Here is an 18,006-nt window from a genome sequence, read left to right as displayed (position 1 = left end):
TGGCGGGGCAAGATCACGCCACAATTTGGCCGTTAGTAAGGAAACGAATATGCGTATGCCGACTGAATTGCATCAGCAGGAAAGAAGTACTTATCAGGTAGCCTAACGCCAGACCGGACACGACTTCAGACAGCGAATGCGCCTGAATGACCAACCGTGAAACGCCAATAGCCAACGCCAATAGATAGCCTCCTACCACCGCCGCACCGCGTGGAACAGGACGCGCGCGGCTAAATAGGATCCAGAGCATGACCGGCGGCAAAAAAAATCCCCGCCAGGCTGTCCTGTGTCCGGTAATGCTGGCGTGTGTTTGCCCCGCACCCTATAATTGCCGCGTAAATTGCAGCCTCACCGCAGAGGCATACTCAGATTATCAGGCCTTTGATTGTATGACTGACAAGCCCCACCAGTGCGTTATTATCGGCATTGCCGGCGCATCCGCCTCAGGAAAAAGTCTTATCGCCAGCACGTTGTATCGGGAGTTGTGCGACCAGGTAGGCGATGAGCATATCGGCATCATCCCCGAAGACAGCTATTATAAAGATCAAAGCGGCTTGACCATGACGGAACGGGTCAAAACCAATTATGACCATCCGAGCGCCATGGACCACAGCCTGCTGTTTCAACATATCCAGATGCTGAAGGCGGGCTTGCCGATTGAAATGCCGGTCTACAGTTATGTAGAACATACCCGCCGTCCTGAAACCCTTCACCTGCGGCCTAAGAAAGTCATTATTCTGGAAGGGATCCTGCTGTTGACCGATTTGCGCCTGCGCCAGGAGATGAATTTCTCTATTTTTGTTGATACGCCGCTGGATATTTGCCTGATGCGCCGCATGAAACGCGATGTCAATGAGCGCGGTCGATCGATGGACTCCGTTATCGAGCAATATCAGCGCACCGTGCGGCCGATGTTTTTGCAGTTTATTGAACCGTCGAAACAATACGCCGACATCATTGTCCCGCGCGGCGGTAAAAACCGGATTGCTATCGACATTTTAAAAGCAAAAATCAGTCAGTTTTTCGAATAATTCCCGTGTAGTATTTGAGACCTGGCCGGCTGCCGAACGGGCGGCAACCCTACCATCACGCCCATATGGAGAAACAAGCGATGAGACTGTGTGACCGTGATATTGAGATCTGGCTGGATGAAGGCCGGCTGGACATCGCGCCGCGCCCGCCGAGAGAAAGGATTAACGGGGCGACGGTGGACGTGCGACTGGGTAACCAGTTTCGGGTTTTCCGGGGGCATACTGCGGCGTATATCGATCTCAGCGGGCCAAAAGATGAAGTGACCGCGGCGCTGGACCGGGTGATGAGCGACGAAATCCAACTGGCCGAAGGCGAAGCCTTTTTCCTGCATCCAGGCGAGCTAGCGCTGGCAGTCACCTTGGAATCGGTTACGCTGCCTGATGATCTGGTCGGCTGGCTGGACGGACGCTCCTCACTGGCGCGTCTTGGTCTCATGGTACACGTGACCGCGCATCGGATCGACCCCGGCTGGCAGGGTAGAATCGTGCTGGAGTTCTATAATTCAGGTAAGTTGCCGCTGGCGCTGCGCCCCGGCATGCTGATAGGTGCCCTGAGCTTTGAACCTTTGAGCGGTCCCGCGGCCCGCCCCTATAACCGGCGCGAAGATTCCAAATACCGCAATCAGCAAGGCGCCGTGGCCAGCCGGATCGATAAGGACTGAATCGTCAGAGGCCTGTGGCATCGGGTGATAACGAAAGAGGACCGCATGAGAAGATTACTGACGACGCTGTTCATTTTACTGGTGGTGGTGGTGGCCGGGCTGACGGCTATGGTGGCGCTAATCAATCCCAACGATTTGCGCAGCTATATGATCACGCAAGTAGAACAGCGCAGCGGCTATCATCTGGCGTTGGAGGGCGATTTGCGCTGGCATGCCTGGCCGCAATTAAGCATTCTCGCGGGCCGTATGAAACTCACCGCCCCCGGCGCGTCGGTCCCGCTGGTTAGCGCGGAAAATATGCGCCTGGATGTGGCGCTGTGGCCGCTGTTTTCTCATCAGCTGTCGGTAAAGCAGGTCATGCTGAAAGGGGCGGTGATTACCTTAACGCACGACAGCGCGGCGCGGCGGCCCGATAATGCCCCTATTGCGCCGGCGGGTACGCCGGAGCTGGAGGAGGGCAATGGCTGGTCGTGGAATATTGGCAGTCTGCAGGTCGCCGACAGTTTGCTTATCTGGCAGCGCGATGCTAACGAACAACTTAATTTGCGCGATCTGAATTTGCAAATGAAACAGGACGATGCGCACAAAGCGAGCGTTGAGTTCTCCGGCCGTCTCAATCGCGATCAGCGCGATTTGGCGGTTTCTCTCAACGGTAGTCTGGATCTGAGTCAATACCCGCGTCAGGTCAGCGCCCACATGGATAAGTTCAGCTACAGACTGCGCGCGAGTGGCCTGCCGGAGCAAGGAATCGAGGGTGAGGGGGCGTTCAACGCCGATTTTTCCGCCGTCAATCAAACCTTGACGCTCGCGGGGTTAACCTTCAGCGCCAACGACAGCGAGTTAAGCGGACAGATAAGCGCCCGGCTGGGCAACGAGCCGGTATATCAACTTGATTTATCGGCGAAGACCTTAAATCTCGATACGCTGCTGGGGTTGCAGCCGCCTGCAAATGACAACGGGGCACGTGCACAAAGCCCAAACGCCGGCTCTGGTCGACCGGTTATTTCCAACAGTGCCCTGACGGATAATGCTCTGTCCAATCTGAATGATTTTAGCGGACAACTCAATTTGAGCGCCCAGAACGTCATTTATCACGGCCTGACGATGACCGACCTGCAGGTGAAGGCGGACAACCGCCGCGGGCAGCTCACCTTGAATACCTTTGCCGGTAAGCTTGGCGAGGGGACATTTGATCTGCCCGGTACCTTGGACGCCACAGGGGATCAGCCGGTGTTCCATTTGCAGCCACAGCTTTCCCGGGTAGCCCTTGGCCCGCTGCTGAAAGCCTTCTCATTACCCCAGACGTTGACCGGCCAGTTCTCCTTACAAGGCGAAGTCCAAGGACATAATTTTACCGCGAGCGATTTCGCCCGCGCCTGGCAGGGTGCGGCCGCCATGACATTGGATAACGCCAAATTGGAAGGACTGAATATTTCCCAGTTGATCCAAAGAGCGGTAACGCGTACCCATGGTAATGTGGCGGCCGAAGAGCGTGCCGAGCGTTATTCACAGGTACGCCAGCTTACCGCCAACGCCACTCTTAACCGGGGCAACCTGCGTCTTGACAATTTGGCGGGCGATTCGGAATTGCTGGCGCTGACCGGTGACGGCACCCTAAATTTACCGGCACGGCAGTGCGATGTGAATCTGCAAATTCGTGTGTTAGAGGGGTGGAAAGGGGATCCGCAACTGGTGAGCATGCTCACTTCAACCGCTATCCCGCTGCGGGTGTATGGCTCCTGGGATGGGTTAAACTATCAACTTAATGTGGACCAACTCCTGCGCAAACGCCTGGAGGATGAGGTTAAAAAACGGTTGAAGGAGTGGTAAAGTCAAACCAGGGAAAGGTGAAAAGGCATCGGGTGATGGGGCAAAAAAATCCGCGCGACCTATTGAGCAAGGCAAGAAAAACCTTTTCATGACCCTAGTTAATAAGCGGCCATGGAGTCAATTAAAACAAGGATAGTGATAGCTGAGCCGTCAACAAACGCTGCCCTTTGGCAGCGTTTGAACGTTGTATGCTGAGGTAAAGTCGATAGTGATTAAATAGTAAGATTATCAGAGTTACCACAAGGATTGTCGGTAACCCTTACGCAAGTGGCATAGCCATACATCGGCTTTGCGTCTGATGAGCAAGGGAGCCCCTTGGAAGAGAGCATCATCAGGGAAATGGACAACGCCGATGCAAAATTAGGATAGTTTTGCTCCGAGAGGTCATAGCCGAAATTCGGAGCCTTTTAAGTCAAAGCCACTGGCCAGCAGTAGGACCGGCGTGATACGAGTTTTTATACATTATCAGCCTGCTATGGGAAACTGCCAGAATCAAATGCTGTTTTAACCTCGCATTTAAACGGGTTACTTAGAGAGAGACGCCATGCTGGGAGGGCCATCTGGACGATTTACTTGCCGTCGTAAATTCACATATAAGAGTTTATAGTCCAAGCGCAAGTAAAATCATAACAAAAGTGGGCACCCTCTATTTTTGGTAGTAGCGATTTACGTAGCATGGAGGTGCAACGATCCTATGCCGTTATCTTTGCCAGCTTGTGCAACTACAGGGGATAACCTAACTGAGGCCGTTAGGGCAAACTTCCCATAAATTATCTAAAGAAAACTAACTTAAGTAATTTCATGGTATTGCCTATAGGTGATTCAACCTAATGTTACGGATTCGTGCAAGAAGGGATTCATATCAAGCAAGCCCCCACACTGCCTTTATCCAATTAAGGCTTATGCAGCGGAGAACTGAACGGACTACTTTTCTAAGTATATTATCATGTTACCTGCAAAACATAAACCCGTTAGGTTTGAAAAAGAGTTAACATAATATAGGGTTGGCCATGATCGTTAGAGAATTTTTGGTGTTAAAAACGTCTGAAACGCTAAGCCAGACTTCTCAACCGCCGCAGTAAGTCACTTGGGCTTATATCCCGTTCAAACGCTGTCTCGCTTGTGCAGGCGCTACATCTCTTGCCGGGTAGCGCGGTAAGGCGTCTTGTCTCGCATAGCGGCGATTAATACCTAGTGTCAATTTTCAAGGCTATAAGACTACTTCACGCCGACTTTTCAAGATCATGTGATCTTGCCCACCATCTCCGTACAGCTTTTGTATCTTAAGTTAACGAAGCCCGCTGCCGCCGGTATTCTCTCGGAGAGTGATATCCCAGCGCGCTGTGCGGATGGTTTTCATTGTAATGCGTGAACGCTGCTGCAAGGTTTCGCAGGGCTGCTCACCGCTGTTGTGCAGGGCTCCAGATCCAGTTCTCTGGCGAACCTCTGCGTTTCATGCGCGGTATACGCTGAACCGTTGTCCGTCAACCACTGCACCGCTGTATCGGGTAACCTGTCGCCGAAGCGCTTTTCTACCGACATCAGCATCACATCCTGCACGGTCGAACTGTCGTAGCCTACAGTGCTCGCAGACCAGTCTATGGCCTCTCTGTCGCAGCAGTCCAGTGCGAACGTGACCCGCAGTTTTTCACCGTTGTCGCAGCCGAACTCGAAGCCATCTGAACACCAGCGAATATCGCTTTCTGCCACCGCGATCCTGCCCTTATGCTCACGCCTCGGCCGCTCTGGTTTTCAATGTAATAACAGCAGGTTATGCTCACACATGATCCTGTAAAGTCGTTTCGCATTTACCGGCGTCAGTCCCTCTGCGCGACGTTGTTTACACAGGATGCCCCACACCCGCCGATAGTCGTAGCTGGGCATATCGCTGATGATGTCGAGGATGTCCGACAGTATTCCAGCGTCTGCTTCGTCATTACGCCGGTTACAGCGCCTGTCCTGTGCTATTCCCCGGCCTTTGGCAACAAGGGCGCGTGCGCTATCCATTTTCGTGACTGGCCGTACTCCACGGCTTCTTTTAGGATCTCAACCTCCATCGTCTTCTTACCCAGAAGGCGCTGGAGCTCCCGGACCTGCTTCAATGCAGCTGCAAGCTCAGAGGCAGGAACAACGTCCTCCCCGGCAGCCACGGCGGTGAGGCTGCCTTCCTGATATTGCTTTTTCCACTTAAACAGCAGGCTGGGCTGGATACCGTGCAGTCGTGCGAGATGGGAGACATTCATGCCGGGCTCCATCCTCTGCTGAATAATGGCCATTTTTTCCTGAGGAGTTTTACGTTTACGGACTTCTTGACCTAACAGGATCCCGGTCATATCAAAATTGGCGTTAGTGTTAGACATATATTCAAGCCTATCTCTTATCTGGAGATACAGCTACTGTCTGGTGTTTCAGGGGGCTAAATCAGGCCAAATTGTGTCGATGCTTATTTTGCCGCTGCTGCTGGTCGTGCAGGGCAAAAAGGCGCCGACCCAGAATCTGCTAGAGCAGATAGCCCTTAGCGTGGCGCCGGTGACCAAAGTCTATACCCGCGATGATCTGCACCGACCGTCCCCGGCGCTGAGGCCAGAGCAGGATGCTAGGCCGGCGCCGGCGAGTTAACTTCTCATCTCGCCACGAATTCCTTATGACGCGCCGTGTCTGCACGGCGCGCCATTGCCCTCGTGACTCATTATTCCTGGGCCTCGCCGCAAGACGCCGAGCGCGATATTACCCTGACGGCCTCGGGATGAGCCAATGTCTACCCCGTCTGGCGCGAGGCGCCGTCAAACGGCTTTAAAGGCAATTTCGGTCGGGATCACTTCACCCTGACAGTAAAGCTGCGCCGCCACCTGCCCCGCGAGCTGACGATAAATTTCGGTAAATTCGCTATCCGGTCGGCTGACCACCGTAGGCTCGCCGCGGTCCAGATCCTCGCGCAGGCTGATATGCAGCGGCAGTTACCCCAACAATGCACATTAGAACTGCTCCGCGAGCTTTTCCGCGCCGCCTGTGCCGAAAATCGCTTCGAGATGGCCGCAATGACTGCAGATATGCATGCTCATGTTTTCCACGATACCCAGTACCGGCACCCCGACTTTGGCAAACATCACAATGCCCTTGCGCGCATCCGCCAGGGCGATGTCTTGCGGCGTCGTCACCACCAGCGCGCCGGTCACCGGGATATTCTGCGCTAGCGTCAGTTGGATATCGCCGGTGCCGGGGGGCATATACAGTATCAGATAATCCAGCTCCGGCCATAGCGTATCGGTGAGCAGTTGCAGCAGGGCTTTGCTGGCCATGGGACCGCGCCAGACCATGGCATTGTCTTCGGTCACCATGTAGCCGATGGAGTTTGTCGCCAGACCGTGGGCCATAATCGTCGCCATATGCTGGCCATCCGGCGACGTGGGTCGCTCGTGGGTGGTGCCCAGCATGGTCGGAATCGAGGGGCCGTAAATATCCGCGTCCAGAAGCCCGACGCGCCCGCGCCAGATTGACGGCGGTGCTAGATTTGCCCACGCTGCCTTTGCCGGAGCTGACGGCAATCAGGTTGCGCACGCCGCTGACCCCCGCCTGATCCTTGACCCGTTTCATGGTGGCGATATTATGGTTAAGTTTCCAATCAATGCCGGAGGCGTTAGTCAGGCGCAGCAGCTCCGCGCTAACGCTTTCCTTAAGTTCGGCGAAACCGCTTTGCCAGGCAAATGGCATGACCAGCTCAATGTGCAGCGTGCCGTCAAGCAACGCGCTGTGATGTAACGCTTTCAACACGGTTAAATCGCGTTTCAGCGTCGGATGTTTGAAAGCGCCCAGCACGCGGCTTACTAGCTCGCGCAGCGCTTCAGGGGTGGTTGGTGGCGTTGAAGGATTCATCCCGGCTCCTTTGGGTTCTGTTTAGAGGATGAGTAACCATGGCGTTAGCATAACAGGGCTCATCCGCCACCGCGGAAAAAAAGTTCGCCGCCGTGATGGCGGGCATGCCGCTTGTTTACGTGAGGCATCGCTATCGGTTACCATCGACTGCCCTTATGACACTTAACAAAAGCCTATTCCTACCATGACTCAAGTCGCGAAAAAAATATTGGTAACCTGTGCGTTACCTTACGCAAACGGTTCCATCCATCTCGGCCATATGCTCGAGCATATTCAGGCGGATATCTGGGTCCGTTATCAGCGAATGCGCGGCCATCGGGTTTATTTCATTTGTGCTGATGATGCTCACGGCACGCCAATCATGCTTAAGTCGCAGCAATTAGGGATTGCGCCGGAAGAGATGATCAATGAAATGAATCTGGAGCATCAGACGGATTTTGCCGGCTTTGGCATCAGCTACGACAACTACCATTCGACCCACAGCGAGGATAATCGGCAGCTGTCGACGTTAATTTACCAGCGTTTGAAAGAAAACGGATTTATCAAATCACGCACCATTTCCCAGCTGTTTGATCCCGAAAAGGCCATGTTTTTGCCCGACCGTTTTGTGAAAGGCAGCTGCCCGAAATGCCACTCCCCCGATCAATACGGCGATAACTGTGAAGTCTGCGGCGCCACTTATAACCCGACGGATCTTATCAACCCGAAGTCAGCGGTGTCGGGCGCCACGCCTGTCATGCGGGAATCGGAACACTTTTTCTTTGATCTACCCGCCTTCAGCGAAATGCTGCGCGCCTGGACGCGTTCCGGCGCGCTGCAAGAGCAGGTGGCGAACAAGATGCAGGAGTGGTTCGAGTCAGGGTTGCAGCAGTGGGATATTTCCCGCGATGCGCCTTACTTCGGCTTTGAAGTGCCGGATGCGCCGGGCAAATATTTCTATGTCTGGCTGGATGCGCCCATCGGCTATATGGGGGCGTTCCAGAACCTGTGCCAGAAGCGCAGCGACATCAGCTTTGATGAGTTTTGGGATGTGGATTCCAAGGCTGATCTTTACCATTTCATCGGCAAGGACATCGTTTATTTCCACAGCCTGTTCTGGCCGGCGATGCTGGAAGGCAGCCACTTCCGCAAACCGACCAATTTGTTCGTGCACGGGTATGTGACCGTCAACGGCGCCAAAATGTCGAAATCGCGCGGCACCTTTATCAAAGCCAGCACCTATCTGGCGCACCTGGATGCGGACTGCCTGCGTTATTACTACGCGGCCAAATTGTCGTCACGCATTGATGATATCGACCTTAACCTGGAAGATTTTATCCAGCGGGTCAATGCCGATATCGTCAATAAAGTCGTCAATCTGGCCTCGCGCAACGCCGGCTTTATTAATAAACGCTTTGACGGCCAACTGGCGGCGACGGTGTCCGATCCGGCGCTTTATGCCACTTTCGTTAAAGCCGCAACGTCCATAGGCGATGCATTCAGCAGCCGGGAAACCAGCCGCGTAATCCGCGAAATCATGGCGCTGGCGGATTTGGCCAATCGCTATGTCGATGAGCAAGCGCCCTGGGTGGTGGCGAAACAGGAGGGCCGCGAGGCGGATTTGCGGGCTATCTGTTCGATGGGCATCCAGCTGTTCCGGGTGTTGATGACATATTTAAAACCGGTTCTGCCTTCGTTGGCTGAGCGGGCTGAAGCCTTTCTCGCGGCCCCACTCACCTGGGACACCCTATCAGCGCCGCTGCTGTCGCACCGTATCCGTCCGTTCAAGGCGCTGTTCAGTCGCATTGAGGCAGCCCAGGTAGAGGCCGTTATCGAGGCATCGCACCTGGAAGCGGCGGCAGCCGGCACGCCAGCCGCGACGCCGGCGGGCGCGCTGGCAGAGGACCCTATCGCCCACACGATAAATTTCGATGATTTCGCCAAAGTGGATATGCGGGTGGCGCTGATTAAGCGCGCCGAGTCGGTGGAAGGGTCGGATAAATTGCTGAAACTTACGCTTGATCTCGGTGGCACCAGCCGTCAGGTATTCTCGGGTATCCGCGCGGCCTACCCCGACCCACAGCTGCTGGAAGGCCGCCTGACTATTATGGTAGCCAATCTGGCACCGCGCAAAATGCGCTTTGGGGTATCGGAAGGAATGGTGATGGCCGCAGGCCCCGGCGGTAAGGATATCTTCCTGCTCAGCCCGGATGCCGGTGCGCTGCCCGGCATGCCGGTGAAATAACCCGCACGGTGCGTTCCCGGACGGCGGCCTCTGTTGCCGTCCTGGTATTATCGCTGCCTCTCGTCACCACTTTCCTGCGCGCCATCTTGCGCTCATTTGCCCGGTTTTATTCCTGCCCGCCGCTGTTCAGTTTACCGGAAAGCCGTTATCCTTAATGCCGATACATAATCATCATGGATGTGGGTTGTCATGAAAGGATCTCCCCCGCTGATTAAAGCGTTACTGCTTACCTCGCTGATATTAACCGTTGGACGCGGACTTACGCTGCCGTTCTTGGCTATTTTCCTCTCGCAACAGCGCGGCATGTTACCCGGTCAGACGGGCCTGGTGCTGGGAGCCAGTCTTACGCTGGCCATTCTGCTCAGCCTTTATGGCGGCTACCTGGTGGATAATTTCAATAAGCAGCGCCTGATCTTGTGCGCCATGACGTGCTTTGCGCTCAGCTTTTTTATATTGCCGTTCACCACGCCGATCATATTGCTTATCGTCTTAATGGTGGTGATCAACTTTGCCTATTCGCTGTTTAGCTTGACGCTGAAGGCGACCCTGGCGGAGTGGCTGCCGGTGAGTGAGCGCATTAAAGCGTTCTCCGCCAACTATACGTTGGTCAACGTAGGGTGGGCTATCGGCCCGCCCCTCAGTGTGGCGATGGCGGCTACCCATCCCTTATCGCCTTTTTTATTGGCCGGCATAGTAAGTTTGCTCGCAACAGTGCTGCTCGGCAAAGCGATGCCGGGTTTCGGGCCGCCGCCGGTAAATCTTGAAGATCATCGCCAGGCCGCGGAGCGTCAGGCGCCTGATTTCCGTCAGACCCTGACCATTTTACGTCAAGACCGCAGGCTTATCTGGTTCACCATTGGCGGTACCTTGGGCAGCCTGGTGGCCAGTCAGTTCGCCAGTTGCATTTCGCAATATTTGATGGTGGCCTTCGATCCTGACTTCGTCTATAAGGTGGTGGGGATTATTCTGCCGGTTAACGCGACCATCGTCGTGACGTGGCTAAATCAGGGCAGTTTGTGCTGCGGGACACTTTGTTATGTCTCTCCCTCCGCTACAGCGAAATAAAATAAGCAGTCCACCATCCATAGCCCCAACCACCATGCCCAGAGCCCAGAACCCAGCGTCCAAAGTCTATAGCCGAGAGCCTACAGTCCAGAGTCCACAGCTAGCGGACCAGTGCCGTCATTCAGTTGCGATCGTCCTCTGTAGCGCCGCGGCCACCCGAAGCCGGCTGGACAATGGAACCGGTGCGCGCCACCGCTATTTGATATCGCCCGGCAGTATCGACGCGCTATCGGAAAATTTGGAGTAGGCTGCATTTAACGTATGCTGCTTGCTTGAAACACTAATCATGCCGTGAAGTTCACTGAGCCGCTGCTGCATGAGCCGTTTCACTTCTTCTTCATTTTTGATCAGCTGCTGGAAAACCCTGGCGATGCATTGTTGCTGATGGTCGGATAGCACCGCCGTCATCGCGCCGGTGTGTTCAGCGATTTTCGCTACCGCAAAAACATATTTCTTTTCTTGATCAATCAATAATTCCCATTGTCCTTGCTGTGCCATTTCAAGCATTAATTCGCTAAGCGAACCAACTTGCTGATAATATGACAAGAGGGAAGCGAAAGCATCCAACATAACGGTCCTAATAGGCAAAGTTAACGCGTTTCATATATTCTTTCGATTTCTAAAATGTTTCTTCTGCCGGTACCCGGGCAGAAGAAACAGCGGTAGAAATGATGAATGCCGTTTTTCAATATTGTGGTTGCGGTTGTTCGGATGGAATCTGTTTCCAGCTGTCTGCAATATCCGTTAATAGCGCACGCACCTGTTTAATCTCGCAATGTCTTTTTTTGCATTCGCCCGTATCAGTTGGCGGATAAAATAATCATACAGCGCCGCCAGGTTACGGCTGATTTCATCGCCCTTTTCCATGTCAAGCGCCATCTTGAGACCGTTATAGATAATGTTAATCGCTTTTGAGATGGCATTGCCTTTAGCCGCCATGTTGTTATGTTCGAGATAAATCTCTGCTTTAATCAGAGCGCTGATGGCACCCTCAAACAACAATACAATCAATTGATGTGGGCTGGCGTTCAGCACACTGCCCTGTAAACCTACATTCTCGTAGGCTGCGGTACCGTACATTTTTACCATGATGTCGCGTCCATATACTCGTCCTCCAGTCAGTGCCCTGCGAAGAATCAGGATGAGCTGCTGGTTTTGGAAATGGCTTCAAATTGTTGAGTTAAATAATCACTGGTGCTGTTCAATGACGTTATTAATACATCCAGTTGAGTGAATTGCGACTTATAACGTGCAATATTGGAATCAATACTTCTCTGGACGCTATCATATTTTTTAGACAATTTGGATAAAATGGTATTTATGCTGTCGGTTGCGTTGGCAATCATGCCATCATCGTCAATATAACTGCTGGATAAATTAACCATCTTGGTTGCCAGGCCGGTGGTGGACCCATCGCCAATAAAGAAATCCGCCACGGCGGTAGGATTATCAGCCAAATTCTTCACAAGCGTACTTTCATCAACGGACAGCGTACCGTCTTTATTCAGCGTGACGCCCGAATCGTTAATGACCTGAAAGCTGCTATTACTCTGCGCTGAGATTAATTGACTTTTTAATTGATTCTGGATGGTGCGAAGTGTGCTATCATCAATCAGGGCGCCGTTGCTGTCGCTCTGCTCTTCGCCAGCGCTGACGGCGGTATATTGCGTCAGGCTATTAAAGGTTGATATCAAGCTGTTATAGGCGCTGACCCAATCCTCGACGGCCTTGGCTGAATCAGTGGTACTCTGGCGCAGGATGAGATTTTGCGTGCTGCTGGTGGTGGCATTTAATGTAAGCGTGACCCCCTGCGGGACATCGGTGATGGTATTGGAACTGCGTTCGACGCTGATACCGTTCACCGTCAGCAGCGCGTTTTGCGCCGCCGTGGTTTGCACCATACCGGAGGAACTCTCGGTGTCGCTGCCGTTATAGCCGATGAGGGCATTTAAGGTGTCATCGCCGCTGACCGCGAGCGTCATGGTCGCGTCGCTGCCGGTGCTATTGGCGGTAATGACTAACTGATAACCGCTGTCCCCCGACTGGATAATACTGGCGGTGACGCCGGCATCGGCCTGATTAATGGCATCGCGCAGGCCGCTGAGCGTTGTTTGATCGTCGGTCAAAGGAATGGTGACCGCTTCAGCGCTGCCTACGGAAATACTCAGTTGGCGGTTGCCGCTGCCGCTGGTGCCGATGAGGGAGGTCGTGCTGCTAAAGCTGCTGGTGGAGGCAAGGGATTGTGCCGTCGCCAGCTGCGATACGCTGATGCTATAGTTGCCGCTGACGGCGTCGTCGCCGACGTCGGTCGTGAAGGCATCATGGGTACTGGCCACTTTTTGCGTATACGTAGAGCGGGTGGTCAGCGCGGTTGTCGCCTCGTTAAAACTTTCCAAGGCGCTTTTCAACGTACCGTAAGCCGTCAATTTCGTATTGTAGCTGTCTTGCTTGTCAGTCACCGTGGTGAGACGCGCCTCTTCGGCGGTCTGTAATGAATCCAATAAGCTGCTCAGATCCAGTCCCGAACCGATACCCAATGAACTGATGGTTGACATCGCTTTGCCCTTTGGTTGAACGCGGTAGATAAAGTGTTATCGGCACGAACGTCAAAAAATTTACCTGATTCTTACCTGGGGCAATGGCGGTGAAACGAAGGTGAATAGCGGGTAATTCGGGCAATAGACCCTTTAGCGACGGGGCAGGGTATTCCTATGAAGGACAATAAATTTCCATTTTAGGCTAAAGAATGGAAAAAGAACGCCGATACCATTGAAGACGGTCATTAAAGCCCCTTGGCAAAATGCACGGGTTCACTTTTTCTGTCCCGAGGGACGATTATTTAGGAATACTGCAATGGCACAAGTCATCAATACCAACAGCATCTCGCTGATGGCCCAGAACAATTTGAACAAATCGCAATCTGCGCTGGGTACCGCTATTGAGCGTCTGTCGTCTGGCCTGCGCATCAACAGCGCCAAGGACGATGCCGCCGGTCAGGCGATCAGCAACCGTTTTACGTCTAACATCAACGGCCTGACTCAGGCATCACGTAACGCTAACGACGGCATCTCCCTGGCGCAGACCACGGAAGGCGCGCTGGATGAAATCAACGATAACCTGCAGGCGATCCGTACGCTGACCGTACAGTCACAGACGGGCACCAACTCCACCAGCGACCTGCAGTCCATCCAGGATGAAGTCACGCAGCGTCTGGCCGAAATCGATCGTATTTCCCAGCAGACCGACTTCAACGGCGTCAAGGTATTAAGCTCCGACAAGAGCCTGTCCATCCAGGTCGACGCCAACGATGGCGAAACCATCTCTATCGATCTGAAAAAGATCGACTCCAATTCCTTAAAATTGGGCACCTTTAACGTTAACGGTCCGACCCAGACCGGCGTCACCGTTGCGCCGACCACCAATGTTGGCGCCACCGGCAGCGTCTCGGTCAGCTCCGTCACGCTGTCCGCGGGCACGAACGCCGCCAAGGCCGATATCGAAGCGGGTAGCCTGGTGAAAAACGATGATGGCTACTTTGTAAAAACCAGCGACGGTGATTACTATGCCGCCACGGTGTCCACCGACGGCAGCGGCAAACTGACCGCCACCGTCGCGGCCGATGCCAAAGCGACCACGCCCGGTATCACCGACAGCACCGCGGCGTCCAACGTCGACAGCGCCAAAACCCCGCTAGTGCAAGACAAAAATGGCCACTATTTCATCAAAGATGAAACCGCGGGTTCTACTGATGCGACCGTGAAATACTATGCGGCCAAAGTGACTACCGACGATGACGGCAATGTGACCGCCGCCAGCTACGACTCCAGCAAAGCGCTGACCACCGCCACCAGCGATCCGCTGGCTAATCTAGATGACGCGCTGTCCACCGTTGACACTATGCGTTCCAATCTCGGTGCGGTGCAGAACCGGTTCGAGTCCACCATTAACAACCTGACCAGCAGCACCAGCAACCTGAGCGAAGCGCAATCGCGGATTCAGGACGCTGACTATGCCACCGAAGTCTCCAATATGAGCAAGGCGCAGATCTTGCAGCAGGCGGGTACTTCGGTACTGGCCCAGGCCAATCAGGTACCGCAGACCGTACTGTCTCTTCTGCAGTAAGCCTGCAAACCGTCCCGGCCGCGTCATCTCGGTCGGCAACGTTCGTCGCACACGACGGCCGGGCGCTCCACACCTGGCTTCGCTGCCGCCATTGGCAGTCCAACCCCGCTTCGTCGGGGTTTTTTTATGGTTTGCAGGCAATGGTAGGCGGTAAGGTAACTTCCCCCATTCTGGCGGGCCAATGATAGGGTAGCGCCGTCGCAACAGCGGGTATGAGAGGATAAAAGCGGCTTTTTGCCGACTATTCGGTCGATTGATTGTTGAACGAGTACGGATAATTAGGCGCAGTACCGGGTGAGAAAGGGTTAAAAGATGAGCGATCTGTATACTGCCGCAGGCGTGATGGATAAACAGTCGCTATGGATGCGTTATATTCCGCTGGTGCGTCACGAGGCGCTGCGGCTACAGGTGCGTTTACCCGCCAGCGTGGACCTGGATGATTTATTGCAGGCCGGCAGTATCGGCCTGCTTAGCGCATTGGACCGTTTTGATGCGGTTCAGGGCGCGGCCTTTACCACTTATGCGGTGCAGCGGATCCGCGGCGCGATGCTGGATGAATTGCGCGGCCGCGATTGGCTGCCCCGCAGTACGCGGCGTCATGCCCGGGAAATGGCTCAGGCTATACAGAAAACCGAGCAGGCGTTGGGCAGAACCGCCACCGAGCAGGAGGTGGCCAATACCATGAATATCCCGCTGGCCCACTATCATCAGCTGTTGCAGGATACCAATAGCGGCCAGCTGTTTTCCTATGACGAATGGCGCGAAGAATATGGCGCCGCCGCGGATAATCTGCTGCCGGAACACGAGCCGGCCAATAATTCCCTGCAGCAGTTGCTGGAAAGCGGTCTGCGCGACCGCGTGATTGCGGCCATTGAGGCGTTGCCGGAACGGGAGAAACTGATGCTGACGCTGTATTATCAGGAAGAGCTCAACCTGAAGGAGATCGGTGAAGTGATGAGTATCGGCGAATCTCGGGTCAGCCAGCTGCACAGCCAATCCATCAAACGCCTGCGGGCGAAATTGATGTCTGATTTCTAAACAAGCCTTGCCGCGCCGCCATTGACGCCGGCGCGCCCTCCACCACACCGCCACCCAACGATGCGCCCGCGGCCAGGGCGCTGTTTTGCCGGCACGTCTGCGACAGAGGCAACCCGCGTGGGCTAACCCGCCACCGGCGGTGAGCCCGCCGCTTGACTGCCATCGCCCGCGCTGGCAGTCAGCCTTCCCATTCCCGCTCTTGTTGTCGCTGCGGCGCGTAGCCGGCGCCGTTCCTGCTTAAAGAGACCTCCGGTCCGGGAAACCCGGTGCTGCTCCAGCCAAGCGCCGCGTCAGGGCCGGCGATACTGTCGCCGATGCTTGGTATCGCCAAATCCAGATTGCGCGCCGGCACCGGCTCGTTCGTGAGCAGGGAAAAAAAGACGCGTACTTTGGGATGCAGCAGCGATGCGCCGCTCGCTTCCGTCACCACCGCCAAATGTTCGGAGGCCAGGCGCACCACGGAAACCACCGGATAAATGCCCACTGCCTTGACGAAGGTAAAAAACACCGACTGATCGAAATGCCCTTTCCAGGTGGCCATATTGCGGATGGCGGCGGCGGGATTCCAGGCGGCTTTGTAGCTGCGGCTGGAGGTTAAGGCATCGTAGACATCGCACACGGCGGCCATACGCGCATAGCGGGAGATAGCCGTATCGCGCAGACCAAAGGGGTAACCGCCGCCGTCGATTTTCTCATGATGGTGCAGCAGAATATCCCGTATGGCGGGCGGTGTGGTGTCGGGATCCAGCATGGCGACACCGAGCAGCGGGTGCTGTTTGATTATCGCCGACTCCGCGACGGTGAGCCGGCCGGGCTTGTTCAATATCGACGCCGGGATCAGCGCTTTGCCCAAATCGTGTAACAGGCCCCCCATGCCCAGAAATTGCAGCGTTTCCTGCGGCAGACGATATTGCAGGCAGAGCGCAATCATCAGCGCGCATACCGCCACTGAATGCTGATAGGTATAGTTATCCTGCGTTTTCAGCTGCGCCATACCCAGCAGGACGGTCGGGTTGTCTTCAATGGAGCGGATCACGCTTTCCACCAGAGGCAGGGTCTCCAGGGGATCAAGGATTTTACCCAGCCGCGCGTCGCTGAAGATTTGTTTCATCTGCAGCGTGCCGTCCAGGCAGATTTGACGGGCGTTTTCCAGCGCGCTGTCGATGCCGTCGTCGGCAGCGCTTGCGGGCGGCGCGGAGAGTCCGGGCAACTGGCCGAACCAAGGCCGGGCGTTAACGGCGCGCACGCCTTTCAACTCGTCAATCCAGACGTGTTTGATACCGACGCGATGAATGGCGGTAATTTGTGCTGAGGTGGTCAGCAGAAAACCGTCGCGCAACGTGGTGGAACTGTGGCGCGAAAGCTCCAGCCGCTGGACATACATGATGCCCAGCCGCAGCGCGTTGACGCCTAAACGCTTGATCACTGTCTCTCTCCAGAAAAGAGGGCTTTAGTCATTATCGGCACGGCGCGGCGAAACTTTAGCCTTTGGGCGCAAAATCGCCCCTTTTTTTCGCCCGGGCTATCAAGGTCCTGACGGGGAAGCGGAGACCGCGGCATCGCCTGTTCCCATCTTCACCTTGAACCGCCCCGGCAAGCGTTTAGCGGCTATGCTTCACTATGTGAAGCATTTTTCCGGCCTATTTTATGATTACTCTCACGTAATACCATGCCGTTATGGCGAATCGGCCGGCCTTCGTCAACACTGACGTCATCCTACAACGCAGTGGCTTGTACCTCTGAAGCGAAACCTATCCGATAACGAAAACAGGGCAAAGCCTGATTTGCTCAGGAGATGGCATGAACAATTCCAGTCCTCACTACGCCGCGACGTACCCTGGCGCCAATCCGGCTTTTGAACAATTGAGCATAGATCATTTCCTATTCTTGATAAAACGATATATTAAAAATGCAATTATTGCAATGAGTATGGTAACAAATGATGAATAAAGAAAACTATTTATTTCATTCTTTGTGATAGAAGAGAAATTACAACCTTTCTCCCAGAGATAAATATAGATATTAGATAGAAAGGGTACAAATATTAATAAATAGAATGCCTTATTTGTTGTTTTGCTATTAGTAATGTCAAAAAATAATGCTAAAAGTACATATGTCAAAGGAGTGCCGATGGTAAATTCCATAATCAAGACCGTTAATC

12 protein-coding genes and 3 pseudogenes are annotated in these 18,006 nt (G+C 54.3%); 8 read left to right on the top strand and 7 right to left on the bottom strand.

Going from position 1 to position 18,006, the window contains the following annotated elements; translation table 11 throughout:
- Positions 1-13 precede the first annotated feature (13 nt).
- Positions 14-250: a phosphatase PAP2 family protein gene (locus JZM24_RS00440; RefSeq protein ID WP_215668204.1), complete on the bottom strand. Its 237-nt coding sequence runs from the start codon at positions 248-250 to the stop codon at positions 14-16.
- A gap of 139 nt (positions 251-389) precedes the next feature.
- Here JZM24_RS00440 and udk point away from each other — a divergent pair, with 139 nt between their 5' ends.
- The 3 genes from udk (at position 390) to asmA (ending at position 3,523) form a co-directional block, all read left to right on the top strand.
- Positions 390-1,031 (top strand): uridine kinase, encoded by a 642-nt coding sequence (gene udk, locus JZM24_RS00435; RefSeq protein WP_215668203.1) that lies wholly within the window; start codon positions 390-392, stop codon positions 1,029-1,031.
- Positions 1,032-1,111: 80 nt separating this feature from the next.
- The gene (gene dcd, locus JZM24_RS00430) at positions 1,112-1,693 is read left to right on the top strand and encodes a dCTP deaminase (RefSeq protein WP_215668202.1); all 582 of its coding nucleotides are present in this window, start codon (positions 1,112-1,114) and stop codon (positions 1,691-1,693) included.
- A 45-nt stretch (positions 1,694-1,738) separates the two neighbouring features.
- Positions 1,739-3,523 carry an outer membrane assembly protein AsmA gene (gene asmA, locus JZM24_RS00425; protein ID WP_215668201.1) on the top strand — a complete coding sequence of 595 codons (1,785 nt, stop codon included), beginning with the start codon at positions 1,739-1,741 and terminating at the stop codon, positions 3,521-3,523.
- A gap of 1,283 nt (positions 3,524-4,806) precedes the next feature.
- Here asmA and JZM24_RS00420 read toward each other — a convergent pair.
- A pseudogene (locus JZM24_RS00420) lies at positions 4,807-5,856 on the bottom strand (IS3 family transposase).
- Between the two features lie 100 nt (positions 5,857-5,956).
- Here JZM24_RS00420 and JZM24_RS00415 point away from each other — a divergent pair.
- Positions 5,957-6,142, top strand: a complete 186-nt coding sequence (locus JZM24_RS00415) for a hypothetical protein (RefSeq protein ID WP_246579824.1) — start codon at positions 5,957-5,959, stop codon at positions 6,140-6,142.
- Positions 6,143-6,306: 164 nt separating this feature from the next.
- Here JZM24_RS00415 and apbC read toward each other — a convergent pair.
- Positions 6,307-7,396, bottom strand: a pseudogene (gene apbC / locus JZM24_RS00410) (iron-sulfur cluster carrier protein ApbC).
- A gap of 184 nt (positions 7,397-7,580) precedes the next feature.
- Here apbC and metG point away from each other — a divergent pair.
- On the top strand, positions 7,581-9,620 hold the full coding sequence (gene metG, locus JZM24_RS00405) for a methionine--tRNA ligase (RefSeq protein WP_215668200.1): 2,040 nt from the start codon (positions 7,581-7,583) through the stop codon (positions 9,618-9,620).
- A 189-nt stretch (positions 9,621-9,809) separates the two neighbouring features.
- Entirely contained in the window at positions 9,810-10,685 is an 876-nt protein-coding gene (locus tag JZM24_RS00400; RefSeq protein ID WP_215668199.1) for an MFS transporter, read from the top strand.
- Between the two features lie 195 nt (positions 10,686-10,880).
- Here the strand turns inward: JZM24_RS00400 and fliT are convergent, their stop codons facing one another.
- The 3 genes and pseudogenes from fliT to fliD form a co-directional block, all read right to left on the bottom strand.
- Entirely contained in the window at positions 10,881-11,255 is a 375-nt protein-coding gene (gene fliT / locus JZM24_RS00395) for a flagellar protein FliT (protein ID WP_215668198.1), read from the bottom strand.
- Positions 11,256-11,370: 115 nt separating this feature from the next.
- A pseudogene (gene fliS / locus JZM24_RS00390) lies at positions 11,371-11,774 on the bottom strand (flagellar export chaperone FliS).
- A gap of 47 nt (positions 11,775-11,821) precedes the next feature.
- The gene (fliD, locus tag JZM24_RS00385; RefSeq protein ID WP_215668197.1) at positions 11,822-13,240 is read right to left on the bottom strand and encodes a flagellar filament capping protein FliD; all 1,419 of its coding nucleotides are present in this window, start codon (positions 13,238-13,240) and stop codon (positions 11,822-11,824) included.
- Between the two features lie 298 nt (positions 13,241-13,538).
- Between fliD and JZM24_RS00380 the strand changes: the two genes are divergently transcribed.
- Positions 13,539-14,807, top strand: a complete 1,269-nt coding sequence (locus JZM24_RS00380) for a FliC/FljB family flagellin (protein WP_215668196.1) — start codon at positions 13,539-13,541, stop codon at positions 14,805-14,807.
- Between the two features lie 312 nt (positions 14,808-15,119).
- On the top strand, positions 15,120-15,845 hold the full coding sequence (locus JZM24_RS00375; RefSeq protein WP_215668195.1) for an RNA polymerase sigma factor FliA: 726 nt from the start codon (positions 15,120-15,122) through the stop codon (positions 15,843-15,845).
- A 178-nt stretch (positions 15,846-16,023) separates the two neighbouring features.
- Here JZM24_RS00375 and JZM24_RS00370 read toward each other — a convergent pair whose 3' ends face one another.
- Positions 16,024-17,271, bottom strand: coding sequence for an HD-GYP domain-containing protein (locus JZM24_RS00370; protein WP_312884849.1), 1,248 nt, complete (start codon positions 17,269-17,271; stop codon positions 16,024-16,026).
- Positions 17,272-18,006 lie beyond the last annotated feature (735 nt).

It is taken from the genome of Candidatus Sodalis endolongispinus, from assembly GCF_018777395.1.
In the GTDB taxonomy this organism is placed as follows: Bacteria; Pseudomonadota; Gammaproteobacteria; order Enterobacterales; family Enterobacteriaceae; genus Sodalis_B; species Sodalis_B endolongispinus.
The sequence above is the reverse complement of the archived record's forward strand: the minus strand, read 5'-3'. Positions and strand labels throughout refer to the sequence as shown.